The sequence below is a fragment of the Ruegeria sp. YTSC192 genome (assembly GCF_059609705.1).
Window position 1 is genome coordinate 215275 of sequence record NZ_JBXWMG010000004.1, and the last position, 25113, is coordinate 240387.

The following is a 25113-nucleotide window of genomic DNA, read 5'->3' on the forward strand; positions in this document are numbered from 1 at the left end:
AGCCTAAGTTGAAGATCACCCGTATTGCCGTTTGGGAAGTCCCTCTGACCAGCCATGAAACCTATTACATGGCGGATGGGAAAACCTGCGATACCACGACGTCAGTGGTTCTGCGGCTCGATACGGATACAGGTTTGCAGGGCTGGGGGGAGGTCTGCCCGATCCCTCATTATCTGCCGGCCTATGCCAAAGGCGTCGTTCCGGCCGTGACCGAATTGGCGCCGGTGCTGATTGGGGCCGATCCCGTTGGGCCCGAGGCTTTGATGGAGAAACTGAACACTTACCTTCCGGGCCACGGCTATGCGAAATCGGCCATTGATACGGCGCTTTGGGATCTGACAGCGCAGGCCGCCGGTCTGCCTTTGCACAAACTGTTGGGCGGGCGGCAGGTCAAGGACATGCCGCTCTATCATTCGATCACGTGCGTTGCCCCGGATGAAATGGCCCGGATGGCGCGGGATGCGCATGACAAAGGTATGCGACAGTTTCAGGTCAAGCTGGGTGCAGACGCAGATTGGCAAGCGGATGTCGAACGCCTGGCCAAAGTGCGTGAGGCTGTTGGCCCCGGCCCGCTGGTCTATGGCGATTGGAACTGCGGCAGCGATGCGTTGACAGCGATCCGCGTGGGGCGTGCCGCGGCCCATCTGGACGTGATGCTGGAACAACCTTGTGCGACGCTGGAAGAATGCGCCCATGTTCAGCGCTCAACCGGTTTGCCGATGAAGATCGACGAGAACGCCTTAGATATCGCTTCGGTCATTCAGGCGCATCAGTTGGGTTGTATGCAGGCCGTTGCATTGAAACTGTCCAAGATGAGCGGCCTGTCAGCTATGCGTCAGATCCGCGACCTGTGCCTGACCCTGGGCACGCAGATGTGTATCGAGGATACTTGGGGCAGTGATATCACCACGGCTGCGCTGTTGCATCTGGCGGCCTCGACCCCGGAGCGCGGGATCATGAACACGTGTGACCTCAGCCACTATGTCGGCCCGCGCCTTGCGCCGGATGGGCCAGTGCGCGAGAACGGTCGTATTGCCCCACCCGAAGGCTTAGGGCTTGGGGTAGCCCCCGACACCGCAGTCCTGGGTCAGCCCGTCACGATCCTTGACTGAGCCTTCTGCGTCTGCCACGCGCCCTCAATCTGCACTACGCCTGAGATCGTGAAGTCCTGAGCCGCCAGCGCCAATACCGAAAGTGAAGGTAGGTCGTGATGGGCAGACGCTACGCCGCCAAGGTTGACGACAATCAGAAGGAAATCGTCACGGCCCTTCGAGGCGCCTACGGTGTCACTGTAATCCACGCCTACGCACAAGCCACCGGCGCAATAAAGTCGCGCTGGGAACACGAGATGATCCGAAAAATGTCAGCCGCTTAGAGGGTTAATCAATGCAAATGTTACCGCAATCACTCACGTGTAACAAAAACTCGGGAATCTGGGGCTAAGAAAAATCAACGTAAGATATTGATTTTATTGGTCGGAGTGAGAGGATTCGAACCTCCGACCCCTGCCTCCCGAAGACAGTGCTCTACCAGGCTGAGCTACACTCCGACCGTGGCGGCGGGTCTATACGCGTGGATTGGGATGCGCAAGAGGGATTCGCGCGCTCGGATTTGGAACAATCCGGGTGCGGTCTGTTCGCAAAGGTCAAGCAAGCTAATGCAGAATATCGGTTCTATACAGGCGAATTTTTGTGCCGCCATGGTCGACAAAAGGACCCGTCGGCAAAAATGGCAGGCGCGTCGCGCGGGCGAGGGCAGGGGCGCTGGTGATCACGCCGACTCGCCATCCCTGAAAGCGGTTCATCAGCGTTTTACCAAGGCTGCCATAGAGCGAACGCAGACGTTTTTCATCACCAATCCGTGCGCCGTATGGAGGGTTCACGATGACCAGGCCTGCGGGTCCAGCAGGTGGTTTGATATCGCTGACAGCGCGATGCTGGAAACGGGTATGCTGCGCTACGCCAGCCTGTTTGGCGTTGGCAGTGGCGGCCTCGACAGCGCCCGTGTTTCGGTCAGAGCCGTAGAACTGCAGGTCGGTTTCAGAAATGCGGCAAGCATCCCGCATTGCCTGCCAAGCATCGGTATCGAAACCAGACAGATGCTCGAAGGCAAAAGCTCGCGAGCGTCCTGGTGCCAACCCTAGCGCGATCTCGGCGGCTTCTATCACAAACGTGCCCGAGCCGCACATCGGGTCAAGAACCGGCTCCGCCCCCTCGAACCCGCATTCGCGCAGGAACATTGCGGCCATGGTTTCGCGCATGGGGGCCTTGGCGACAGCGGTTTTGTGACCGCGCTTGTGCAGCGGCTCGCCCGAGCTGTCGATCGACAGCGTGCAAAGGTCTTTTTCGATGCGCAGCAGAACACGCAGATCGGCCTCGGGAGAAATCGGTGCGCCCAAGGTGTCAGAGATCGCGCCTTCGATACGCTGGCGCGCGGCCCCGGCATGGTAAATGCGGGACTTGCGGCTTGTGGCTTCGACCTTCACGGCAACATCGGGGCGCAGAAAGTCCGACCATGGGAACTTGCGCGCGCGCTTGTCCAATTGGGCCAGATGAACTGCTGGAAAGCTGCCGATGCGTACCAGTACCTTGTTGGCACCGCGCAGGACGAGGTTTGCCCGCCAGACCTCGGACCAGTTGCCCGTACAGCTAACACCGCCGGGCACGACGTGCGCGCCTGCGAATCCGTTCTGTGCGGCCTCGGCGCAGAGCGGGGTTTCGAGGCCCGGTGTTGCCACCAGGAAGATATCGAGGTCGTGGTTCATGCTCATTTTTGTTGCTTACACCGGATACGTCAGAGGTGCGACCGGCAAAATATCGGAGTGTTAGCGCCAATATGAACAGTCGATTAAGGCAAAGTGACAAACAATAGATAATTTCCAGCCTAACGGGTTTGCGTTTTTGGTCATCGACGCGTAAAGGACCGTCATCAGACACACGCCTGCGGATTCCGACCTGCAAAAAGCGCTTTGCGACTCGGTTGGTTTTCATCCGCGCTATCAGACGCCTCTTTCAACCGGCCGATGATAGCTGGCGCAGGAGAGAGGCTTGGAAGACAGTAGCAAGATGCAAACTTTCAAACTGAAAAAAGGGCTGGAATTGCCAATTGAAGGTGCCCCGGATCAAACGATCCAGCCAGGGCCGGAGTTCAGCCAGGTTGCTGCATTGGGCGACGACTATTTGGGGTTGAAGCCCCGCATGTTGGTGCAGGAAGGCGACGAGGTGCAGCGTGGCACGCCGCTGTTCTGCCACAAGGACGTCCCCGAGGCGATGATGGTTGCCCCGATGACAGGCAAGGTTGTTCAGATCAACCGGGGTGCACGCCGCGTTTTGCAAAGCGTTGTGATCGAAATCTCCGACCCGAATGACGCGGGCGTCGATTTCTCGGGCGTAGGCAATGGCGACACAGCCGAGGGCGTGGCAGAAAAACTCTGCGCCGCCGGTCTTTGGACGGCGTTCCGCACACGGCCCTATTCGAAAATGCCTGCCCCGGGCACCAAACCTGCGGCGATCTTTGTCACCGCGATGGACAGCGAGCCGCTGGCTGCTGACGCCGCCGTGATCATCGCCGATGCAGGGGAAGCCTTTGCCGCCGGTCTGGCGGCAGTTGCCAAGCTGTCGGATGGCAAGACCTACCTGTGCCACAAGGACGGTGATGCGATTCCCGGCGCTGACGTGGCCGGAGTGGAAGCGGCGGCCTTCGAAGGTCCGCACCCTGCCGGTCTGGCGGGCACTCATATCCACTTCCTGGAGCCGCTTGCAGGTGACAAGCAGGTTTGGACCATCGGTTATCAGGACGTCATCGCGATTGGCCGCCTGATGCAGTCGGGCCATCTGGACCCGAATATTGTGATCGCCCTGTCCGGTCCGGGCGCACGTCAGCCGCGTCTGATCCGCACCGCCATGGGTGCGTCGACAGACGAGCTGACGCGCGATGAGATCAACGTGGACGGAACACCCCGGATCATTTCCGGCTCGGTCCTGTCGGGCAAGCAGGCCGAAGGGCCAACCGCCTATCTGGGCCGGTTCGCGCGTCAGATCACCATCATCCGGGAAGACCACGACCAGATTCCGATGGGCTGGATTCGTCCGATGCCGTCGAAATACTCGGTCCAACCGGTTCTGGGTTCGGCATTGTCGAACAAGCTGTATAGTCTGACCAGCAACCTGAATGGTGGCCGTCGCGCGATGGTACCGACAGGCGTGTTCGAACGGTTGATGCCGCAGGACTACCTGCCGACGCAGTTGCTGCGGGCCTTGCTGGTGATGGACACTGACACGGCTCAGGCACTGGGTGCGCTGGAGCTGGACGAAGAGGATATGGGCCTTGTCGGCTTTGCCTGTCCGGCGAAATATGAATACGGGCTGGCGCTTCGCGACTGCCTTGCCAAGATTGAAAAGGAGGGCTGATCCAAATGGGTTTGCGCAGCTTCTTTGATCGGATCGAGCCGAACTTTACCAAGGGCGGCAAGTACGAGAAATACTTCCCCATCTACGAGATGGTGGAAAGCTTTATCTACACTCCGAAAACTGTAACCACCGCCGCGCCGCATGCTCGGTCGTATATCGACATGAAGCGGATCATGACCTACGTCGTGATCGCGACGATCCCCTGTATCCTGTGGGGGATGTACAATACCGGCTATCAGGCGAACTCGGCCATTGCGCTGCTGGGGCCTGAATCGGCGACCGGATGGCGGATTGCCCTGCTGCAGATGTTTGGTATCTCGCTGGACCCCTCCAGCGTCTTTGCCAACGTGATGCACGGGCTGACCTATTTCCTGCCGATCTATATCGTGACGCTTGTCGCGGGCGGCATCTTCGAGGTCATCTTTGCCACCGTGCGCGGCCACGAAGTGAACGAGGGTTTCCTCGTTACCTCAATGCTTTACACGCTGATCATGCCTGCGACTGCGCCTTTGTGGCAGGTGGCATTGGGCATCATCTTTGGCGTTGTGATCGGGAAAGAAGTCTTTGGCGGCACGGGTAAGAACTTCCTGAACCCGGCTCTGGTCGGTCGTGCATTCCTGTACTTTGCCTATCCGGCCAGCATGTCCGGTGACACGGTCTGGACCCCGGTTGACGGCTTCTCGGGCGCGACGGCCCTGTCTGTTTCCGCGGCGCAAGGCTTTCAGGCGCTGGCAGCCGATGGCATCACCTGGGCTAACGCGTTCTTCGGCTCGATCCAGGGCAGCTTTGGTGAAACCTCGACGCTGGCCTGTATGATCGGTCTGGCCTTCCTGCTGGCAACTCGGATCGCCAACTTCCGCCTGATCGTCGGCTGCTTGGCTGGCACGATCGGCTTTACCCTGCTGCTGAACCTGATCGGTTCGGACACCAACCCGATGTTCGCGATGCCTTGGTATTGGCACGTGGTTATCGGTGGGTACGCTTTCGGTCTGGCCTTCATGGTGACCGAGCCGGTTTCGGCCAGCCACACCAACATGGGTCGCTACATCTATGGCGCGCTGATCGGTATCATGGTTGTGATGATCCGTGTCATCAATCCGGCTTTCCCTGAAGGCATGATGCTGGCCATTCTGTTCGGCAACGTCTTTGCTCCGCTGATCGACTACTTCGTCGTCCAAGCCAACATCAAACGGAGGGCGCGTCGCCATGTCTGATACGCAATCCCCAGATCAAAATGAGGCACCTAAGGGCGCGATTGCCAAGTTTCTGGCAGCCTCGCCAGATTCCGTCGGCAAGACGATCTTCATCGCGGTCGCTGTCTGTCTGGTCGCGTCGATGGTCGTGTCCGCCGCCGCCGTCAGCCTGCGCCCGGTGCAGGAGACCAACCGCCTGAAAGACAAACAGGTCAACGTTTTGCAGGTGGCGGGCGTCTTTGAGCCCGGCATCGACGTGACCGAAGCCTTCGCCGCGTTTGAGCCTCATGTGCTGGAACTGGCGACCGGCGCGTTTGTCGATGATCAGTTTGATCCGGCCACGTTCGACGATATTGCCGCCGCCAGCGACCCCGAGCTGAGCGTCTCGCTGGACGATGATCCCGCAGGCATCGGCCGCAAGTCGAACTTCCGCGTGATCTATCTGCTGCGCGATGATGCAGGGGCCCTGGATAAGGTGATCCTGCCGCTGCATGGCTACGGTCTTTGGTCCACACTCTATGGCTTCATCGCATTGGAGAATAACGGCAACGACATCTACGGCCTGCAATTCTATCAGCATGGTGAGACCCCCGGCCTTGGGGCCGAGGTGGACAACCCGCGCTGGAAGGCTCTGTGGAATGGCAAGCGGCTGCGGGACGACAATGGTGATCTGCAAATCACGGTTTCCAAGTCCCAGCCGGCTGCCGGACCCGACTTCTATATCGACGCGCTGGCGGGGGCGACCCTGACCTCGGTGGGTGTCGATAACCTTGTGAAATTCTGGATGGGCGATGCGGGTTACGCACCGTTTCTGGCCAAACTGCAAGCAGGAGAGCTCTGATGTCCCAGACCAAGAAAGAGATGCTGGTCGACCCGCTTGTCGACAACAACCCGATTACCTTGCAGGTGCTGGGCATCTGTTCGGCGCTGGCGGTGACCTCGTCGTTGCAGGTGTCGTTTGTGATGGCGTTGGCGGTGACATTTGTGACCTCGTTCTCGTCCTTCTTTATCTCATGTCTGCGCAACCAGATCCCCGGTTCGATCCGGATCATCGTGCAGATGGTGATCATCGCCTCGCTGGTGATCCTGGTGGATCAGGTCCTCAAGGCCTATGCGTTCGAGATCTCGAAAACCTTGTCGGTCTTCGTCGGCCTGATCATCACCAACTGTATCGTGATGGGCCGCGCCGAGGCGTTTGCCATGAAGAACCCGCCCGTCGCGTCCTTTATCGACGGCATGGGCAACGGCATGGGCTATGGCTTGATCCTGCTGTTGGTCGGCTTCATTCGTGAGCTGTTCGGGGCCGGATCGCTGTTTGGTGTCACCATTCTGGAGACTGTCAACAATGGCGGCTGGTACGTTCCCAACGGTATGCTGCTGCTGCCCCCGTCAGCGTTCTTCATCATCGGTCTGATCATCTGGGCCTTCCGCACATGGAAGCCGAACCAGGTGGAAGAGCGTGAATTCAAAATTCAGCAGGTAGAGGCCCACTGATGGAAGGTCTGATCTCACTGGCCGTAAAGGCCATCTTTGTCGAAAACCTTGCGCTCAGCTTCTTTCTGGGGATGTGTACCTTCATCGCCGTCTCCAAGAAGATCTCGACCGCGCTGGGTCTTGGGATTTCGGTGATGGTCGTGCAGGCCATCACCGTGCCTGCCAACAACCTGCTGCTGAACTACCTGCTGAAACCGGGTGCGTTGGCCTGGGCCGGGTTCCCGGATGTGGACCTGACCTTCCTTGGCCTGATCTCGTATATCGGTGTGATCGCGGCGATGGTGCAAATCCTCGAGATGGTTTTGGACAAGTATTTTCCGCCGCTCTACAACGCGCTGGGGATCTTCCTGCCGCTCATCACGGTGAACTGTGCCATCCTGGGTGGCTCGCTGTTCATGGTGGAACGGGATTACAACTTTGCCGAGGCAACCACCTATGGCCTGTCTTCGGGCTTTGGTTGGGCACTGGCGATCACCGCAATGGCGGGCGTGCGTGAAAAGCTGAAATACTCGGATATTCCCGACGGCCTGCAAGGGCTGGGGATCACCTTCATCACCGCGGGTCTGATGGCGATGGCCTTCATGTCCTTCTCGGGCGTGAAACTGTAAGGAGGGCAAAATGGAAACTTTCGGTTTAGGCGTTGCCCTTTTCACAGTGATCGTCATCGCGCTGGTGACGATCATTCTGGCGGCCCGTTCAAAGCTGGTCTCGACCGGTGATGTGAATATCACAATCAACGGCGAGAAAACCATCTCGGTCCCTGCCGGTGGCAAACTGCTGCAGACCTTGGCAGCCGAGAAACTGTTCGTTCCGTCCGCCTGTGGTGGTGGTGGTACCTGCGCGCAGTGCCGGGTGAAGGTGCATTCGGGTGGCGGATCGATCCTGCCGACCGAGGAAAGCCACATCACCAAGCGCGAGGCATCCTGTGGCGACCGTCTATCCTGTCAGGTTGCGGTCAAGCAGGATATGGATATCGAAGTCCCGGAAGAGGTCTTTGGCGTCAAGAAATGGGAATGCACCGTCCGCTCGAACGAGAACGTGGCGACCTTCATCAAGGCTCTGACTCTGGACCTGCCCGAAGGCGAGGACGTGAATTTCCGCGCTGGTGGTTACATCCAGATCGAAGCTCCTGCGCACCAGTTGAAATACACCGATTTCGACGTGGAAGAAGAATATCGCGAGGACTGGGATCGCTTCAATCTGTGGCAATACGAGTCCGTCGTGAACGAGCCGATCGAACGAGCCTATTCGATGGCCAACTATCCGGATGAAAAGGGCATGATCATGCTGAACGTCCGGGTTGCTTCGCCCCCTCCGGGGTCCGAAGGTATCCCTGCGGGTCAGATGTCGTCTTACATCTTCAATCTCAAGCCGGGTGACAAGGTCACAATCTCGGGTCCGTTTGGTGAGTTTTTCGCCCGCGACACTCAAAAAGAGATGGTGTTCATCGGCGGTGGCGCGGGCATGGCCCCCATGCGCAGCCACATCTTCGACCAGCTCAAGCGCCTGGAAAACCGCGATCGCAAGATCAGCTTCTGGTACGGTGCGCGGTCGAAGAAAGAGATGTTCTTTGTCGAGGATTTCGACACTCTTGCCAAAGAGTTCGACAATTTCGACTGGCACGTGGCCTTGTCGGACGCACAGCCCGAGGACGATTGGAAAGGCTATACCGGCTTCATCCACAACGTACTGTTCGAAGAATACCTCAAGAACCACCCCGCGCCCGAGGATTGCGAATTCTACATGTGTGGTCCTCCAATCATGAACCAGTCGGTCATCAACATGCTGCTGGATTTGGGCGTAGATCGCGAAGACATCATGCTTGACGATTTCGGCGGATAAGCGCTGAAGCACGCACTGGCATTACCGATAAGAGCCCCGCTGGCAATAGCGGGGCTTTTTCTTTGGCGCATGGTGCGTGAGAGTTGTCGGACTACTTAAATCAGAGCCCAGCCAGTTCGCGGGCTCTGTTTCATCAATCTGCCCGCCGCGAGATCCTCCATAGTCTTAATTTCTTTGCTGCGGACGGGTGGAATGCATAGCGGCAGGGCCACAAGAAAATATGGTGTTTAAGAAGGCTCTCCTTTTTCATTGGCTCGAACGGGGCTTTGTTCACGGGCGTATCTTGGAGGGCCGTGGATTTCGCCCGGGCCTGGCATTCAAACCGGTGTCATGAAAAAGACAGGTTCAGCAAGGATGGTTGAAGGGGCGCGAAAGTAAGCGCGCAATGGGCACGAGGACGCAATGTACACCCTGACGTTCAGTATTGTGTGGACCGCTCTTTTTTCTTTGGGGGTGATCCGGAATTTCTGCAACTTACCACGACCTTCAAAGTGCTCTTTTCACTTTGCCCGTTCGCGGGTTTACTGTTTATCTGGGACAGTCTGCGCAAGATAAAGCGCTTCAACAGTGTTCAGGTCGAGCATGAGAACAATCAGCGCGTTTATGTCTGGACTGAGTTGAACGGTCAGGCAAGGCGCAGTATCCAAGACCCCAGACCAGCCTGGCGAGCGGAAGACCGGGATTTCTCAGACTAGAGCCTCAGGTCGCTGGCATCGCGGGGCAGGCATGATTTGACGTCAAAGATCACGCTGTTGGATTTGCCGAACGCCCTGACCTGCGTGGGGTCCAGTGCACGGTATTCCTGATGCGCGACGGCCAGGATGACCGCGTCATAAGTCCCGTCCTGTGGTTCATCGATCAAAGTGAAACCATATTCCGCTTTCGCAGCTGTCGGATCGGCATGGGGGTCATGTACATCAACGCTCACCCCATAACTTTTGAGTTCCTCCACTATGTCGATCACGCGGGTATTGCGCAGGTCCGGGCAGTTTTCTTTGAAGGTGAGGCCCATCACCAGAACACGCGCGGCGCCCACGTTGATACCATCGCGCGTCATCCGCTTGACCAATTGTGAGACGACATAGCCGCCCATCCCGTCGTTCAGACGACGCCCCGCCAGAATGATCTGGGGGTGATGGCCCACGGCCTCGGCCTTGTGGGTCAGGTAGTACGGATCAACGCCGATGCAGTGGCCACCGACCAGACCGGGGCGGAACGGCAGGAAGTTCCATTTGGTTCCAGCGGCACGCAAAACGGCCTCGGTGTCGATCTCCATCCGTCCAAAGATCATCGCCAATTCATTCACCAGCGCGATGTTGAGGTCGCGTTGGGTGTTTTCGATCACCTTCGCGGCCTCGGCCACGCGGATGCTTTCAGCTTTGTGCGTTCCAGCCGTGATGATCCGCGCATAGAGCGCATCGACCAGATCGGCGACTTGAGGGGTTGAGCCCGAGGTCACCTTGCAGATATCCGCGATCCGATGGGTCTTGTCGCCCGGATTGATCCGTTCGGGGCTGTAACCGGCAAAGAAATCGCTGTTGAAACTCAGGCCCGAAGTGCGTTCCAGCACCGGTACACAATCTTCCTCAGTCGCGCCGGGGTAGACTGTGGATTCGTAGATCACCAGATCACCGGGTTTCAGCACCATTCCCACGGTTTCCGAGGCCGCGAGTAGAGGCGACAAATCAGGTTGTTTGCCAGCAGTGATCGGGGTGGGCACTGTGACAATGAAGGTGTCGCAAGCCGCGAGGTCGGACGCCCGCGTGGTGAAACTCAGACCCGTCGCAGCGGTCAGGTCTTCGGGTTCCACCTCCTGCGTTGTGTCCTGGCCATTGCACAAGGCATCGATACGTGCGGCGTTGATATCAAACCCGACCACGGGGCCGATTTTTCCAAAAGCGACCGCCAGCGGCAGGCCGACATAGCCCAACCCAATCACGGCGATTTTGCGGACATCAGGATTGGTTTCCAGCATTCCGGTCTTGGCCCTTTACTTGCCGTGATAGTCGCGGAACCACGCGACAAACTGCGCGATCCCGTCTTTGAAATTGGTTTCTGGGCGGTATCCCGTCAGGCGTTGTAACAGATCGGTATTGGCCCAGGTGGCGGGGACGTCGCCCATTTGCATGGGCATGTAATTGCGGATGGCCTCTTTTCCGATCGCGGCTTCGATGGCCTCGATGAAATCCATCAGACGCACCTTGTCACCATTGCCGATATTGACGACGCGGTACGGCGCGACGGGGGACAGGCTGTCGCCGTCCTCGACCTCATCCGCGCTGGCGGGCCGCACCGGAGGCACGTCGACCAGCAGACGAATACCGCGCACCAGATCCTCGACATTGGTGAAGTCGCGATACATGTCGCCGTGGTTGTAGATGTCGATCGGCCGATCTTCGAGGATCGCGTCGACGAACTTGTACAGCGCCAGATCGGGCCGTCCCCAGGTGCCATAGACCGTGAAGAACCGGAACATGGTGGTCGGCAGGTCCCAAAGATGGGCATAGGAGTGGGCCATTGCCTCATTGGCCTTCTTGGTGGCCGCGTAGATCGTCAGCTGGGTGTCGGCCTTTTCGACCTCGGTAAAGGGCATGTCTTCATTGGCGCCATAAACCGAAGAGGTCGAAGCCATCAGAAGATGCTGAACCTTGTGCAGGCGCGCGACCTCCATCACGTTGAAGGTGCCGACGACGTTTGAGTTGATGTAGCTGCGCGGCTCTTCCAGGCTGTAGCGGACACCGGCCTGTGCGGCGAGGTGGATGATCACCTCGGGCTGAAACTCATCCGCGACCTGCATCAGCCGTTCATGGTTTTCCAGCATGTCCTCGGTGGTGGTAAAGCCGGGATTTTGCAGCAACATCTGGTGGCGGCGCTGCTTGAGGGTGACGTCGTAGTAGTCAGTCATCCCGTCATAGCCATGCACACGGAACCCTTCGGACAGCAACAGCCTCGCCAGATGAAAGCCGATAAATCCGGCCGTGCCCGTGATCAAAACCCGCTTCATACATCCCTCACGCTTCGGCGACCCGTCTGCAATGTCTATCAAGGTTGCGCGCGCATTGGTCAACCGCCCGTTTCCGGACGGATTGCCGATTGTCCACCGCAGCCTGTCAGAGTAGAGGTCTCTGCATGGTGACGGGCTGGATCAAAGGACTACTTGGGCCGGGCGGGATGCGCGGCGCGAATGTGTCGGGCATCAGGCCCGAGGCGCGTTTCGTGGTGGTCGGAGATATCCACGGACGCCTGGACCTGTTACAAGCCCTGCTGCCGAAGCTTGATGAGGGCCTGCCCTGGGTGTTTGTTGGTGACTATGTCGACCGGGGCGACTATAGCGCGCAGGTATTGCGGCAGTTGAAACACCTGAGTTTGACCTCAAACGGGCGTGTGACCTGTCTGCTGGGCAATCATGAAGAAATGTTGTTGCGCTTTTTGCAAGACCCGTTCGGCATTGGCCCGATGTGGATGAACAACGGGGGCGCCCAGACGCTTGCGTCCTTTGGCATAAAGGATATCGACGCCGACAAGGGCGATCTGGCAGACCGTTTGCACCGGGCAATGGGGCAAGAGCTTGTGGATTGGCTGACTGAGTGCCCGTTGATATGGACCAGCGGCAATGTCTCGGTCGTTCATGCCGCTCTGGAGCCTCGGACATCACCGGCAAAACAGGACCGGAAAACCTGTCTTTGGGGCCACCCCAAGTTCCGACAGCAGCCGCGCCGGGATGGTCAATGGGTGGTGCATGGGCACACGATCGTCGACAAGGCCCACGTCCGAGACGGGGTGATTTCGATCGACACCGGCGCTTTCGCCACCAACTGCCTGACCGCTGCCGAGCTGTACCCCGGAGGGGTCACATTCACGGCAACAGCCTAGGTCGTCTGGCCCGAGGCGTAAAACCGCGAGCCGTTGTGCCTTAGCCTACGATCATCTGCTTCATGCGCAGCGCTTCGTATTCCAGCTCTTTCAGACGGAAATTCACGACGTCACCGATGGTGATCATACCGCACAACAGGCCATCGCGGACAACTGGCATGTGGCGGAACCGGCCCTCGGTCATGGTTTTCAGAACCGCATTCAGCGTGTCGTCAGGCGCGCAGGCCTTTACCTCAGAGGTCATCAGGTCTTCGACCGATTGCGGCAGGGTCTGGCCCGGGGTATCAGCCATACGGCGCACGATGTCACGCTCGGACAGAATGCCTTGCAGCGCTCCGTTCTGATCGGTGACCAGAACGGCACCGATATGTTTTTCCTTGAGGATATTGACCACCGCGTGAATTGTCTCGGTCGGACGGACCGAGAACACCGCGTCGCCTTTCCCCTCAAGCAGTTTCGCCACGGTCGTCTGCGACTGCGACAGGTTCGATCCTGTCGACTGGCTGTAGGTGGACTTGTCCTGTTTGTCGCCGCGTGTGGGGGCCTGGTATGAGGTTGGGGCCATTGGCAATCTCCTTTTGGTTCTTGCAGAGTCTTTCCCTTTTACCTTAGCGCAGCTAAATGGCCTGTATAGGGTGCAAATGCCCGGATTGGCGAAAACCCGGAGGCCAAACCTGTGAGTGACATCTATCTGACACCGCCAATTGCCGTGCTGATTTTCTTTGTCGTGGTGGTCTGCGGCCATAATTTCCGCATGCTGTGGAAACAGCAGCCGGATGGGTGGCAGAAGCGGGCGTGGCTGTTCGGGCTTCCGGCCGGGATCGGCCTTTTGATGTTGGGCTTTTTGCCGCTGAAAATGTGATGCCAGTTTGACTCTGACTGGGGTGGCTGGCATATGCCGGGCACTGCTTTTCCCGGAGACCGATCCATGCGTCTATTGCCTGCGCTGGCCCTTGCCACCCTTCTGACTGGCTGCCTGTTCGACAAGGAACCCGATGTGGTGCGTCTGTCGGGTGAGACGATGGGCACGACCTTCAATGTCACCGCCATTGGCGAGGATCTGGACGAAACCGCGCTGGCTGCATCGGTCGAAGAGACTCTGGCTGCGGTCAACGCAAAGATGTCCAACTGGGACCCGAACTCCGAGGTGTCGACCTTTTCGGCGTCCGCCAGCACCGATCCTGTTGCAATATCCGAAGAATTCACGCTGGTTCTGGCTGCCGCAAATGACGTTCACGACAAAACCGGCGGGGCCTTTGACGTCACCCTCGGCCCGTTGATCGAGCTGTGGGGCTTTGGCCCACGCAAGCCCGAAGACCCTGTGCCGTCGGATGCTGAGATCGAGGCCGCTTTGGCAGGCGTTGGGCAACAGCGGCTTTTGACGCTGGACGCTGCGGCGGGTACGTTGGCGAAATCCGAGCCCGGCGTAGGGATCAACCTGTCGGCCATCGCCAAAGGCTATGGCATTGACGCCGTCGCCGAGACCCTGCGGGACGCAGGCGTCGAAAACTATCTGGTCGAGATCGGCGGCGATCTGGTCTCGAAAGGCCAGAATGACAAGGGCGAGGCGTGGCAGATCGGGATCGAAAAACCTCAGGCCGGGTCGCAGAGCCTGCAGTTGATCGTGTCGCTGGACGATCGCGGCATGGCCAGCTCGGGCGACTACAAGAATTACTTCGAACAGGACGGCGTGCGCTATTCGCATATCATCGACCCCACAACCGGGCGTCCGATCACGCACCGGACGACCTCGGTCACGGTTCTGGCGGAAAATGCCATGATGGCGGATGCCTGGGCAACTGCCCTGCTGGCGTTGGGTCAGGAAGAGGGTATGAAGTTGGCTGAAGAGCATAAACTTGCCGTGTATTTCATCTCGCGGGATGTGACAGGCGGCGATGATGCCTATATAACCACGCACAGCAACGCGTTCAAAGACGCCCTGGGCACCAACTGATTGGTAGGAACCGAGATGAGCACCTTCATTCTGGCCTTTATTCTTCTGTCTCTGGTCATGGTCGGCATGTCGCTGGGCGTGATGTTGATGGGTAAGACCATCAAAGGCAGCTGTGGCGGTCTGAACGCGATCTCGGGCGCGGATAAATGCGTGGTCTGCCAAAAGGACATCGACCCCGACAGCCCTCTGCGGGATCAGCTGCAATGCAAACGCGCCAAGAAGATGCTGGAGCAGATGGAGCGTCAGGCCTAATTGGCATTTGCACCGCTTGCCGGGAATTGGCCAGATAGGATCTGGACCAGACCAAAGGCGCATGTGGCCAAAATCAGGAAAAATCCGTTTATCCTGTTCGACCACCTGCGCGACAAAGACTATGAGAGCGACAGCCCCCGGCATGACGTCGCAGTTTCCGGGATGGGTGCCGATGGCAATGTTCTGTCTGGATGGTTCCTGAAGCGCTCCTCCGACGCTGTAAATATCGCTACCGCAAAGCCAAACCATGCCTGCGCTATCTGTAGGGCCAACGCAGTTCCGGCTTTGCCCGCATCATCGGGCGATGCCGATCTTGCTATAGCTTTTCGGGTGAAAGCTGTGACACGAATACCCTGCCACGCTTTCAGCGTTCTCGGGACATTCGTGTCACTTGGCGATTCAGGTAGAACCCGAAACGCTTTAGTCGAATTGCAAAAGCGCTAGCTGCGCCGGGCTTTCCATTGCACATATCGGGCCATGCCGCGTTCCAGCAGGTTTGGCGCTTTGCCATCTTCCAGATGTAAATCACCGCCACCGGCCCGGTACATCTCGGCAAACACATCCAATACCTTGGATTTCACCAGGCCGCGTAGCGGGACATGGGCCATCATGCCATAGGTCGCTGCCCCTCCGGTTTTGGCGAGGTCGGGGTTGGCGCGAACGGTCGCAACGGCCTGCGCGAGATCGGCCAGGTATTCATCGGTGACATGCCGGTGTTTGGCAGTGACCATGCAATGGATGCCGTCGGGATTCTGAACGCGGTTGATGCTCCAACCGGCGCGCTCTAGCTGATCTGCCACGGCATAAATGTTCAGCGTCGGATCGGTTGAGCCATAGGCCAGCAAGGGCCCCTGCGGTTTCCCCAGAATGCGCAGCCCGTCTATCGCCGCTATTCCAGCCTTCAACGTCTCAACCGCTTCGGTCGTGTCTTTCGCCAACCGGCAGTAACCGTCCTCGCCCAGTTTCTGCATCACAGCCCAGGCGGCGGCATAGGCCCCGCCCGGTCTTGTGCCCAGCAAGGCAGGTGAGGCAAAGACCCCTCCGGGCCAGTCCTGGCAGACGAACATCTGGTGCTTCAACAGGTCCAGATTGCGATAGAGGATGGTCGATGCCCCCTTGGCCGCATAGCCGTATTTGTGCAAATCGGCCGAGATGGACGTTACCCCCGGTACCCGGAAATCCCAATCGGGCAGGTCAACGCCGTTCCGCTCCATGAAGGGCAGGATCAGCCCGCCGACGCAGGCGTCGATATGCAAGGGGATGCCTTTGGACTGCGCGACTGCACCCATCTCGGCGATCGGATCAATGGTTCCATGCGGATATTCCGGCGCAGACCCGAGGATCATCACCGTGCCCGCGTCAATCATCCTTCCAAGCTTGGAGATATCGGTGGCATAGTCCGGGGTCATCGGCAATAGGCGCGCCTTGACGCCGAAATATTCTGCCGCCTTGAACCAGGCGACATGCGCGGTCTTGGGCAGGATCATGTTCGGACGTGTCACCTTGCGCTGTTTGCGCGCCATGTCCCGGTAGGTCTTGACCGCCATCAGGCAGCTCTCGGTGCCGCCCGCCGTGACCACGCCGCAGGTCTCCGGCCCGCCTTTAAGTAGCCCGGCCATGGTTGAGATGATCTGCGTCTCCATCCGTTTGAGGCTTTGGAACGCGGCCGGGTTCAACCCGTTGGCCGAAGAGAACGCGCCATAGGCCTTGGCTGTGAACGCGTCGTGGTCGTCGTCCAGATGATACACAAGGCTCCACGTCCGGCCCTCGCGGTAATTCGGGTCGTTTTCGGCAAAGGATTTTAACTGGTCCAGGATGTCGCCCTCGGGGCGGCCTGTCTCTGGCAATTTCTGATGATCCATATCCTATCCCTTCCCGGCCAGAAGCAGCGCCAGTGAAATGCCCAGATAGTTCCCGATGGCAAAGCCAAGAATGCCGGTTGCCATACCCGACATCAAGATCGCAGGGTTGCGCAAGCTGCGCGCGACCATGGGAACAAAGGCAGGCGACATTACCGCTGCGACCGAGGTGATCAGGAACGTATCCCGGTCGACCCCGGCGGCGCGAGCCAGCAAGGCATGCAGGCCGAAGCTGCCGAAGGTTGCGATCAGCACAAAGCCCAGAACGGACAGATCCAAATCGCGCAACGCGGCCAGATCCATCGACGCCGCAACGCTGAACGAAAACACATAGAGCAGGTACATGCCCATATGAGGGGCGGCCCGGTTCTTGCGCAAAGATGGCGTGACCGAGCCTAGCAGACCCAGCGATGTCAAAAGCACAACTGTCATGACCTGAGGTGGTGCAAAGTTGAATGCCGGGGTCAGAAGCACTGCCGCGGCCACACAAAATGTGCCAACCAAAAAGGCCACTATCCCTTGGTGGAGCATGTTCGGTGTGTTGGCCACAGCAGGGTCGGGCACCTGCCTGTCGCGTTCTTCCGAAAACGGCTTCAGAAAGCGGGCAAAAACCAACGGGGCCAGTGTCAGAACAAACAGCAGGTAGCCCGCACCAACAACCGTGTCGACGGTAGCAAAAAGCAAATATCGGTTTTCCGGGATATCCAGCGCCAGTTTGATCGCGCCCATATTCGCGAGGCCGCCCGTATACATGCCCACAGCCATGCCGGACAGCTGCTCGGTCTGCGCGGTGCCGCCGGACTGGAACGCAAAGAACAGGCCCGTCGCAACAAACGTGACCGAGATAACGGCCAACGCCATCGACAACAGCGCCGAACCCGCGATGCGCCGCCACGCCCCAAGATCGACGCCAAACAGCAGCAAAGGCAGGGCCAGTCCCAAACTGGCCTCCATGACTCCGTCGCGGACCTGACCCGCCACGTCGGGTTGCAGGCCGGACAGCCCAAGCGCCAACCCGGCCATGTAGCACAGCACAATTGGCCCAAGCCGCTCGGCCCAAGTCGAATGCCGCGCCAGCAGCATCATCACGGCAGGCGCCAAAAGGTAGATCAGTGCAAAGACTGCGATCTCTGGCTGCATAGGTTCCCTCTCCCGTTAAAGGTGAGACTAGGCGGCCCGTCGCGGTCGGCACAAGGTGGTTTGACGTAGGGTTCACGCCTCGTTGGGGTAAGGAAATCCGGGTGTCGGGGCCGGTTTTAGAAACGATTAGATCGCTTTGCGTTTGACTTGAATCGAAATACGCTGCCTCTCCCTGCGGTCGAACGCGCATTTCGATAGCTTTGCCTCTGATAAATCGCAAAACGCTTTAAATCTGCGCCGATGGGCGCAAAGGCGGTTCACCCCAAAGCGGTCAGGCGGTAGAAGGTTCGCCAAGAGCAGTAACCGGAGACCAAAATGGCCACGCCCAAACCCGTAGTCCTGTGCATTCTTGATGGTTGGGGATTGTCCGAAGACACTCAGGCCAACGCGCCGTATCTGGCCAATACACCGACCTTCGACGCGGTCATGCAGGGCCCGCATGCCACGCTGATTACGCATGGCCCGGATGTGGGTTTGCCCAGTGGGCAGATGGGCAATTCCGAGGTTGGGCACACCAATATCGGTGCAGGACGCGTGGTGGCGATGGATCTGGGCCAGATTGATCTGGCGATCGAGGATGGCTCGTTCTTTGAAAACGACGCGCTGCAGGCGTTCATTGCTAAGGTGAAAGCCACGGGCGGAACGGCGCATCTGATGGGGCTGGCCTCGGATGGCGGTGTCCATGGGCATGTGAACCACATCGTTGCGGCGGCCAAAGCGATCACGGATGCGGGCGTTCCGGTTGCTCTGCACGCAGTGACCGATGGGCGCGATGTCGCTCCGAAATCGGCTTTCACCTACATCTCCGAGCTTGAGAAACGTCTGCCCGAAGGCGCGCGTATCGTCACCGTTTGCGGGCGCTACTTTGCCATGGACCGCGACAACCGGTGGGAGCGTGTCAGCCAAGCCTACAACGCCATGATCAAAGGTCAGGGCCGTGCCGGTACCTCGGCGCATGGGGCGGTTGATCAAGCCTATACCCAATCCGAGACGGATGAGTTCATCGTGCCGACCGTGCTGGAAGGCTATGATGGCGTCAAAGATGGTGACGGGTTCCTCTGCCTGAATTTCCGCGCCGACCGTGCGCGGGAAATCCTGCGCGCGATTGCCGAGCCGGGCTTTGACGATTTCGACACCGGCGCGCGCCCGGTTCTATCCGCCTTGTTGGGCATGGTCGAATACTCCGACGGCCACAACGCCTATATGACGACGGTGTTCCCAAAACGGGCCATCGTGAACACTCTGGGCGAGTGGGTGGCCAAGCAGGGATTGCGCCAGTTCCGTCTGGCCGAAACCGAGAAATACCCCCATGTCACCTTCTTCCTGAACGGCGGCAAAGAGGTCCCCGAAGCTGGCGAAAATCGCTTCATGCCCAAATCGCCCAAGGTCGCTACCTATGATCTTCAGCCCGAGATGTCCTCGGCCGAGGTGACGGACAAATTCGTTGAGGCCATTGAGGCGGGCTATGATCTGATCGTAACCAACTATGCCAACCCCGATATGGTCGGCCATACCGGAGATCTGAGCGCCGCAATCAAAGCCTGCGAGGCCGTGGATCAAGGTCTGGCCCGCGTCGTTGCTGCGCTGGAAAAGGCCGGGGGTGCGATGATCGTCACCGCTGATCACGGCAATTGCGAAATGATGGTGGACCCGGAGACCGGAGGCCCACACACCGCACATACGCTGAATCCGGTGCCGGTGGCTTTGATTGGCGGGCCTGAGGGGGCGACGCTCCGCACCGGGCGACTGTCGGACCTTGCGCCCACTTTGCTGGCACTGATGAACCTGCCCAAACCGCCTGAAATGACTGGGGAAAGCCTGCTGTCATGAAGGGTCTGGCCGCAGCCTTGGCGGTGGTCCTGTGTGGCCCGGCGCTGGCGCAGAACACGCCGTCTCAGGCGGCGCTGGCGGCGGCCGAGATGTTGGAACAAGCGTCAATCTCGCTGTCGGAGGCTGAAAGCGCACGCGACCGGGTGCGCGCGCTGACCGAGACGATCCAAGCCTACGAGGCTGGGCTGTCCGCCATGCGGGACGGATTGCGCATGGCCGCCACGCGCGAGGCGCAGCTATCTGCCGAACTGCGCGCGCGCGAACAAGACGTAGCGCAGTTGCTCGGCGTATTGCAGACCATTGAAACAACCACGCCGCCGGTGCTGATGTTGCACCCTTCGGGCCCCTTGGGGGCTGCGCGGGCCGGGATGATGCTGTCCGAAGTGACACCGGGCCTGAATGCCAAAGCGCAGGCTTTGGCGCAGGACTTGCAAGAGGTTCAAACCCTGCGCTTGTTGCAGCAGGATGCAGCGGAAACCCTGACAGAAGGTCTGACCGGGGTGCAGTCCGCCCGCACCGGCCTGAGCGAGGCCATCGCGGATCGCACCGGGTTGCCGCAGCGCTTTGTCGAGGACCCGATCAAAACGGCGATCCTGATCTCTTCGACCGAAACACTGGATGGGTTTGCAACAGGCCTGTCCGAAATATCGGAAGGCGAGATCGCGCAAAGCGACGACTCTATTCAAAGCCGCAAGGGCGATGTGCCTCTGCCGGTACAGGGTGTCCTGCTGCACCGCGCCGGGGAAACAGACGCAGCGGGCGTAACGCGGCCGGGTTTGGTTCTGGGTGCGCGTCCGCGTGCCTTGGTGACAACGCCCACAGCGGCCACAATTCGCTATCGGGGGCCGCTTCTGGATCTGGGAAATTTGATCATTCTTGAGCCTCAGCCCGGCCTTCTATTTGTCTTTTCGGGCTTGCAGGAAGTCTACGGAGACATAGGTCAGGTGATACCCGAGGGCACTCCGGTCGGGTTAATGCCCGGTGAAACGCCGGAAATCGGCGCTATATTGTCAACTCGTGGTGATGGCACTGGAACTGATCGGTCAGAAACGCTCTATATAGAGGTAAGAGAAGATAACAGCCCCGTGGACCCCGAGTCGTGGTTTCGGACCAGCAAGGATGGATAAACGAGTATGAAGAAATTTGTGATGGCCGGACTGGCCGGAACGGTTGCAGGTATTATTGCGACCACTCAGATCGCAGGACCCCTGCTGGCGCAGGAGGCCGAGAGCAAGGCCGATGTCTACCAGCAACTTGATCTGTTCGGTGACATTTTCGAACGGATTCGCGCGCAATATGTCGAAGAGGTCGAGCCGGAAGAGCTGATCGAGGCTGCGATTGACGGCATGCTGACCTCGCTTGATCCGCATTCCAGCTATCTTTCGCCTGACGACGCCGAACAGATGCGTGTCCAGACCCGGGGTGAGTTTGGCGGGCTGGGCATCGAGGTCACGCAAGAGGAAGGCTTTGTCAAAGTCGTCTCTCCGATCGACGACACGCCCGCCGATGAGGCCGGGATCGAGGCCGGAGATTTCATCACCCATGTGGATGGCGAGAGCATTCTGGGCCTAACGCTGGATAAGGCGGTTGAACTGATGCGCGGCCCTGTCGGCTCGGAAATCGTGATCACAGTTGTGCGTGAGGGTGAGCCCGATCCGTTCGATGTCACCATCATTCGCGATACAATCAAACTGACCGCCGTACGCGCCCGGACCGAAGGCACCAGCGTTGTCATGCGTGTGACCACCTTCAACGATCAGACCTTCCCGAACCTGCAGGCCGGAATGGAAGAGCAGATCGAGGAAGCGGGCGGGATCGACAAGGTCAACGGCTTTGTGCTTGACCTGCGCAACAACCCCGGCGGCCTGCTGACACAGGCGATCAAGGTCTCGGACGCGTTCCTGAACGAAGGTGAGATCGTCTCGACCCGTGGACGTGACCCGCAGGACGGCGAGCGGTTCAACGCGACCTTGGGTGATCTGGCTGAAGGCAAGCCGATTGTGGTGCTGATCAATGGCGGTTCGGCCTCGGCCTCGGAAATCGTGGCCGGTGCACTGCAGGACCACCGTCGTGCGATTGTTGTCGGTACCAAGAGTTTTGGCAAGGGCTCGGTCCAGACGGTGATGCCGCTGCGTGGTGACGGGGCGATGCGTCTGACCACATCGCGTTACTACACGCCGTCTGGCCGCTCGATCCAGGCGTTGGGTGTCAGTCCGGACATCATCGTGGAACAACCGCGCCCGGCTCCAGCGACCGAAGAAGAGGATGATCGCCCGGCACGTTCTGAGGCGGATCTGCGCGGCAGTCTGAACAATGACAGCCTCAGCGAGGATGAAATCCGCCAAATCGAAGAAGATCGCGCCAAGGCCGAAGCCACGGCCGAGCTGCGGGAAGAGGATTATCAGCTGGCATATGCCATCGACATCCTAAAAGGTCTGTCGGCCTTCAATCCTGACGGCCCGTCTCAGTAAAATCGAGTCGCAATAAAATCCAAAGGGTCGCGCAAGTCGCGGCCCTTTCAACTTTCGATCTTGTGCAATTTGCTTTCGTCCAGCATCAGCGCCAGAAGAATACCCACAGAGACCGAGATCGTGGCAAAGATGAAGGCCATGCTCATGCCGCTGTCAAAGGCGGCCGTGAGGGCGGATTTGACCGCCTCGACCTGATCCGCGTTCAACTTTGCCATCACCGCATGCGCTGATTCCGTGTTGAGGGAGCCTCCGTTGATCGCCCGTTGCTCGGCGTCGGTCAGATTGATGCCAGCGGCGGCAAGCTTGTCCCGCAGGGTGGACAATGACACCGCATACATGATGGCCGTCGCGCAGGCGACCGAGATGGCCCCATAGACCAAATGCGTCATGAAGCTGAGGCCGCCCACCAGCCCGGCGCGTTCGGGTTTGACCGCGCAGACCGCAGCGGTTCCGGATGGCCCGACCGTCAGGGTCGCACCCAACCCGATCATCGCCATGCCCGGCAGGATGTGGAGATAGCCCAAACTGCTGGGCAGGATCACGATGCTGGCCGATCCGATAGTTGCCAGAACATAGCCCCAAAACAGCAGCCGCTTGGGTCCGAAATCATTGTAGAGTGTGCCAGAGACGACCGACCCCACTGCAAGCAGGATGGTCAGAGGGGCAAGCCCAAGCGCCGATTGGAAAGTCGACCAGCCCAGCACCTTTTGCATGTATTGCGGAAAGTACAACAACGCGACGAAGGCGGCTGAGACGTTGAACATATTCAGGCCAAGCGTGATCAGGAACTCTCGGTTCTGCATCAACTGCGGCAGCAGGAGCGGCTCTTTCACCCGCTTTTCAACGCGCGGAAACAGCAGGAACAGAACTGCGCTGACAAAGAACAGCAGCAAAAGCGGGATCGACGACCAGCCCCAATCAGCCCCCACATCCAGCCCATAGAGCAGAAGAAGAACGGCAAAGGACAAAATGCCCATTCCGGCAAAGTCGATATGTTCGCCCTTGTTGTGCTTGGTCTCCCGCTCCATCAAAATCAGCGCGGTCGCCATCGAGATGCAGGAGAACACGACGTTGGCAAGGAAAAAATACCGCCATTCGCCAAAACTGACGGCCAGCCCGCTGATCATGGGGCCAAACACATTGCCCGTGGTCACGCCCGCCAGGATCAACCCCATGACAAGTGCGCGGTGTTCCTGTTTCGAGACTTTGGTAGCCCCAAAGGCCAAGGTGCAGGGCCAGACGCATCCAGCGCCAATGCCTTGCAAAGCGCGCGCGCCGATCAGAAAATCCAGGCCTGGGGCGAAGAAGCACATCACCGAAGCGAACAGAAAGATCGACAAGCCGATGATCATCACCTTGCGGTGGCCGTACATGTCGCCCAAACGCCCTCCGGCGACCATGGTCATGGCGAAAAACAGCGCGTAAATGTTCAACACCCATTGGGTACTGGTGATATCGCTGTCAAAGCTGCTTTCGATGGACGGAACCAGCATCAGGGCCCCGGTAAAGTCGATGCCGATGCCAAAAGCGGTCACCATCAAGGCAATAACTTTGATGATACTATTGCGATCCATGGCGGCTTCCGGAATGTTGCGGCTGCCTCAATGATGCATGTAAATGGCGAAAAAGATAGGAAAACCCGGGTAGCGGCTCAGCTCGGGTCCTGGCAAATTCTGCGAAAAGCCCGCTTGAGCATGTCAAGCTCAGCGCGCAGCAACTCGACCTCGGTACGCAGATCATCGGCGGCAGGCTCGCCTGATATCACCGCGAAATCACCTAGTTTCCGGGTTGTTGTGCGCTCGGATATGACAAAGCTGTGGACCCCGTCCGACAGCGCCGCGATCGGCACCGGGATGGTCACGGTCCAACCGTCCCCGACATCCGAGAGGGTAACGCCATCGACGTCTTCGCCACGGTACAGCACCTGAATATCCGGCTGGGTTTGCGCGCGCAGATGCCCTTGCCAAATGCCGTTTTCAAACCGGGTCCGGGTCAATAGTGGCTCAGTCATTCCCTAGGACCTCACAAATCAGCGCGATGGTGGCGGCACAAGGTCAAATCACGCAGAGTGACGCAATTCATGCCGGGGTTTTCTAGGATCAGATCCAACCAGACCTTCTCGATCCGTTTTTCGTTCAGTGGTAGATGGGCCAGATCGAAATCGACGCTAGGCGACGGACCAGTCAGATCAAGCTTGCGCAATACCTGTTCGGTGTTTGGACCACTGAGGATGTTGAGCCGGGCAAAGAGGTCGATCTCCTGTTCGGTGTCAACCTGCGTGTCCAGACGGATAAGGTGCTGCAGGCTCAGGCCCTGAGAGGCGTCACTGGGCAGTTGGATCGACAGCGACAGAAAGCTGCCATCGAAGCCAAAAACCTCGACGCCCAAATTGAAAGGGGCCAAATCACTGGACAGCCGGTTGCGGTTCTGGCGCAGGGCGATCTCGGCCTGCGGGCAGTCGTGAAACACCTGCACCTGATCATTTAGGAACGCCTTGCGCGGGGGTGAGGCCAGACCGCGTGTCGCAAGAGGCCAGCGCCACAGATCGGGGCGCCAACTCCAATCGGTGCCGATCGGCTTGGGAAACTGGGTCGACCCGATCTGAGGATCACTCAGCCGCATATCCGCCGTATAGATCAGTTGCCTGAGCTGCGATTGCAGCGCGCGGGCGCTGTCGCGCTGGCGTCGCAGTTCGGCCTGAGGGGCATCAGCCGCCATCTGCGCGGCCCTGCGCCACCGGTCCAAAACCCTGCGGTGAAAATAGCGTTCGAGAATCCTGCCCATGGTCCCTTCGTC

The 25113-nt window shown here is 58.9% G+C and carries 24 protein-coding genes and 1 tRNA gene; 15 read left to right on the plus strand and 10 right to left on the minus strand.

Annotated elements, in window-relative coordinates; genetic code table 11:
- Positions 1-8 precede the first annotated feature (8 nt).
- A complete protein-coding gene (locus tag AC2FD8_RS08150) occupies positions 9-1112 on the plus strand; it encodes a mandelate racemase/muconate lactonizing enzyme family protein (protein WP_496855056.1) in 1104 nt (367 codons plus the stop codon).
- Positions 1113-1210: 98 nt separating this feature from the next.
- Positions 1211-1375 (plus strand): hypothetical protein, encoded by a 165-nt coding sequence (locus AC2FD8_RS08155; protein ID WP_496855054.1) that lies wholly within the window; start codon positions 1211-1213, stop codon positions 1373-1375.
- Between the two features lie 97 nt (positions 1376-1472).
- On the opposite strand, the gene AC2FD8_RS08160 is transcribed toward AC2FD8_RS08155, so the two are convergent.
- Positions 1473-1549, minus strand: a tRNA-Pro gene (locus AC2FD8_RS08160).
- Positions 1550-1654: 105 nt separating this feature from the next.
- Positions 1655-2770: a THUMP domain-containing class I SAM-dependent RNA methyltransferase gene (locus AC2FD8_RS08165; RefSeq protein WP_496855052.1), complete on the minus strand. Its 1116-nt coding sequence runs from the start codon at positions 2768-2770 to the stop codon at positions 1655-1657.
- A 295-nt stretch (positions 2771-3065) separates the two neighbouring features.
- Between AC2FD8_RS08165 and AC2FD8_RS08170 the strand changes: the two genes are divergently transcribed.
- Genes AC2FD8_RS08170 through nqrF form a run of 6 tightly spaced genes read left to right on the plus strand, consistent with a single transcriptional unit; the run spans position 3066 to position 8938 of the window.
- Positions 3066-4409, plus strand: a complete 1344-nt coding sequence (locus AC2FD8_RS08170) for a Na(+)-translocating NADH-quinone reductase subunit A (RefSeq protein ID WP_496855050.1) — start codon at positions 3066-3068, stop codon at positions 4407-4409.
- Positions 4410-4414: 5 nt separating this feature from the next.
- Complete coding sequence (locus AC2FD8_RS08175; protein ID WP_496855048.1) at positions 4415-5623, plus strand: NADH:ubiquinone reductase (Na(+)-transporting) subunit B; 1209 nt, start codon at positions 4415-4417, stop codon at positions 5621-5623.
- A complete protein-coding gene (locus tag AC2FD8_RS08180) occupies positions 5616-6443 on the plus strand; it encodes a Na(+)-translocating NADH-quinone reductase subunit C (RefSeq protein ID WP_496855046.1) in 828 nt (275 codons plus the stop codon). The genes AC2FD8_RS08175 and AC2FD8_RS08180 overlap by 8 nt, the downstream gene beginning before the upstream one ends.
- Positions 6443-7096 carry an NADH:ubiquinone reductase (Na(+)-transporting) subunit D gene (locus AC2FD8_RS08185; protein ID WP_496855044.1) on the plus strand — a complete coding sequence of 218 codons (654 nt, stop codon included), beginning with the start codon at positions 6443-6445 and terminating at the stop codon, positions 7094-7096. The genes AC2FD8_RS08180 and AC2FD8_RS08185 overlap by 1 nt, the downstream gene beginning before the upstream one ends.
- A complete protein-coding gene (nqrE, locus tag AC2FD8_RS08190; RefSeq protein ID WP_039526851.1) occupies positions 7096-7704 on the plus strand; it encodes an NADH:ubiquinone reductase (Na(+)-transporting) subunit E in 609 nt (202 codons plus the stop codon). The genes AC2FD8_RS08185 and nqrE overlap by 1 nt, the downstream gene beginning before the upstream one ends.
- A gap of 10 nt (positions 7705-7714) precedes the next feature.
- The gene (gene nqrF / locus AC2FD8_RS08195) at positions 7715-8938 is read left to right on the plus strand and encodes an NADH:ubiquinone reductase (Na(+)-transporting) subunit F (RefSeq protein ID WP_496855042.1); all 1224 of its coding nucleotides are present in this window, start codon (positions 7715-7717) and stop codon (positions 8936-8938) included.
- Between the two features lie 691 nt (positions 8939-9629).
- Here the strand turns inward: nqrF and tviB are convergent.
- Together tviB and AC2FD8_RS08205 are read right to left on the minus strand one after the other, a co-directional pair.
- The gene (gene tviB / locus AC2FD8_RS08200) at positions 9630-10913 is read right to left on the minus strand and encodes a Vi polysaccharide biosynthesis UDP-N-acetylglucosamine C-6 dehydrogenase TviB (RefSeq protein WP_496855040.1); all 1284 of its coding nucleotides are present in this window, start codon (positions 10911-10913) and stop codon (positions 9630-9632) included.
- Between the two features lie 15 nt (positions 10914-10928).
- Positions 10929-11942, minus strand: a complete 1014-nt coding sequence (locus AC2FD8_RS08205) for a GDP-mannose 4,6-dehydratase (RefSeq protein ID WP_496855038.1) — start codon at positions 11940-11942, stop codon at positions 10929-10931.
- Between the two features lie 125 nt (positions 11943-12067).
- Between AC2FD8_RS08205 and AC2FD8_RS08210 the strand changes: the two genes are divergently transcribed.
- Complete coding sequence (locus AC2FD8_RS08210) at positions 12068-12811, plus strand: metallophosphoesterase family protein (RefSeq protein WP_496855036.1); 744 nt, start codon at positions 12068-12070, stop codon at positions 12809-12811.
- Between the two features lie 40 nt (positions 12812-12851).
- Here AC2FD8_RS08210 and AC2FD8_RS08215 read toward each other — a convergent pair whose 3' ends face one another.
- On the minus strand, positions 12852-13376 hold the full coding sequence (locus AC2FD8_RS08215; RefSeq protein WP_496855034.1) for a CBS domain-containing protein: 525 nt from the start codon (positions 13374-13376) through the stop codon (positions 12852-12854).
- A 111-nt stretch (positions 13377-13487) separates the two neighbouring features.
- On the opposite strand from AC2FD8_RS08215, the gene AC2FD8_RS08220 reads away from it, so the two are divergent.
- The 3 genes from AC2FD8_RS08220 (at position 13488) to nqrM (ending at position 15017) form a co-directional block, all read left to right on the plus strand.
- Positions 13488-13673 carry a hypothetical protein gene (locus AC2FD8_RS08220; RefSeq protein ID WP_496855032.1) on the plus strand — a complete coding sequence of 62 codons (186 nt, stop codon included), beginning with the start codon at positions 13488-13490 and terminating at the stop codon, positions 13671-13673.
- 66 nt (positions 13674-13739) lie between these two features.
- Positions 13740-14765 (plus strand): FAD:protein FMN transferase, encoded by a 1026-nt coding sequence (locus tag AC2FD8_RS08225; protein WP_496855030.1) that lies wholly within the window; start codon positions 13740-13742, stop codon positions 14763-14765.
- A 15-nt stretch (positions 14766-14780) separates the two neighbouring features.
- The gene (gene nqrM, locus AC2FD8_RS08230) at positions 14781-15017 is read left to right on the plus strand and encodes a (Na+)-NQR maturation NqrM (protein ID WP_170377292.1); all 237 of its coding nucleotides are present in this window, start codon (positions 14781-14783) and stop codon (positions 15015-15017) included.
- A 440-nt stretch (positions 15018-15457) separates the two neighbouring features.
- On the opposite strand, the gene AC2FD8_RS08235 is transcribed toward nqrM, so the two are convergent.
- Together AC2FD8_RS08235 and AC2FD8_RS08240 are read right to left on the minus strand one after the other, a co-directional pair.
- Positions 15458-16879: a pyridoxal phosphate-dependent decarboxylase family protein gene (locus AC2FD8_RS08235; protein ID WP_496855028.1), complete on the minus strand. Its 1422-nt coding sequence runs from the start codon at positions 16877-16879 to the stop codon at positions 15458-15460.
- Positions 16880-16882: 3 nt separating this feature from the next.
- Complete coding sequence (locus tag AC2FD8_RS08240; protein ID WP_496855026.1) at positions 16883-18016, minus strand: DUF819 family protein; 1134 nt, start codon at positions 18014-18016, stop codon at positions 16883-16885.
- Between the two features lie 315 nt (positions 18017-18331).
- Here AC2FD8_RS08240 and gpmI point away from each other — a divergent pair, with 315 nt between their 5' ends.
- Genes gpmI through AC2FD8_RS08255 form a run of 3 tightly spaced genes read left to right on the plus strand, consistent with a single transcriptional unit; the run spans position 18332 to position 22317 of the window.
- Complete coding sequence (gene gpmI / locus AC2FD8_RS08245; RefSeq protein WP_496855024.1) at positions 18332-19846, plus strand: 2,3-bisphosphoglycerate-independent phosphoglycerate mutase; 1515 nt, start codon at positions 18332-18334, stop codon at positions 19844-19846.
- Positions 19843-20973, plus strand: coding sequence for a murein hydrolase activator EnvC family protein (locus tag AC2FD8_RS08250; protein WP_496855022.1), 1131 nt, complete (start codon positions 19843-19845; stop codon positions 20971-20973). Before gpmI ends, AC2FD8_RS08250 begins: the two co-directional genes overlap by 4 nt.
- Positions 20974-20979: 6 nt before the next feature.
- Complete coding sequence (locus AC2FD8_RS08255; RefSeq protein WP_496855020.1) at positions 20980-22317, plus strand: S41 family peptidase; 1338 nt, start codon at positions 20980-20982, stop codon at positions 22315-22317.
- A 47-nt stretch (positions 22318-22364) separates the two neighbouring features.
- On the opposite strand, the gene AC2FD8_RS08260 is transcribed toward AC2FD8_RS08255, so the two are convergent.
- From AC2FD8_RS08260 to AC2FD8_RS08270, 3 genes are all read right to left on the minus strand, one after another.
- The gene (locus tag AC2FD8_RS08260) at positions 22365-23891 is read right to left on the minus strand and encodes an MFS transporter (protein ID WP_496855018.1); all 1527 of its coding nucleotides are present in this window, start codon (positions 23889-23891) and stop codon (positions 22365-22367) included.
- A 77-nt stretch (positions 23892-23968) separates the two neighbouring features.
- The gene (locus AC2FD8_RS08265; protein WP_496855016.1) at positions 23969-24328 is read right to left on the minus strand and encodes a hypothetical protein; all 360 of its coding nucleotides are present in this window, start codon (positions 24326-24328) and stop codon (positions 23969-23971) included.
- Positions 24329-24339: 11 nt separating this feature from the next.
- Positions 24340-25101: a DUF6478 family protein gene (locus AC2FD8_RS08270; protein ID WP_496855014.1), complete on the minus strand. Its 762-nt coding sequence runs from the start codon at positions 25099-25101 to the stop codon at positions 24340-24342.
- Positions 25102-25113 lie beyond the last annotated feature (12 nt).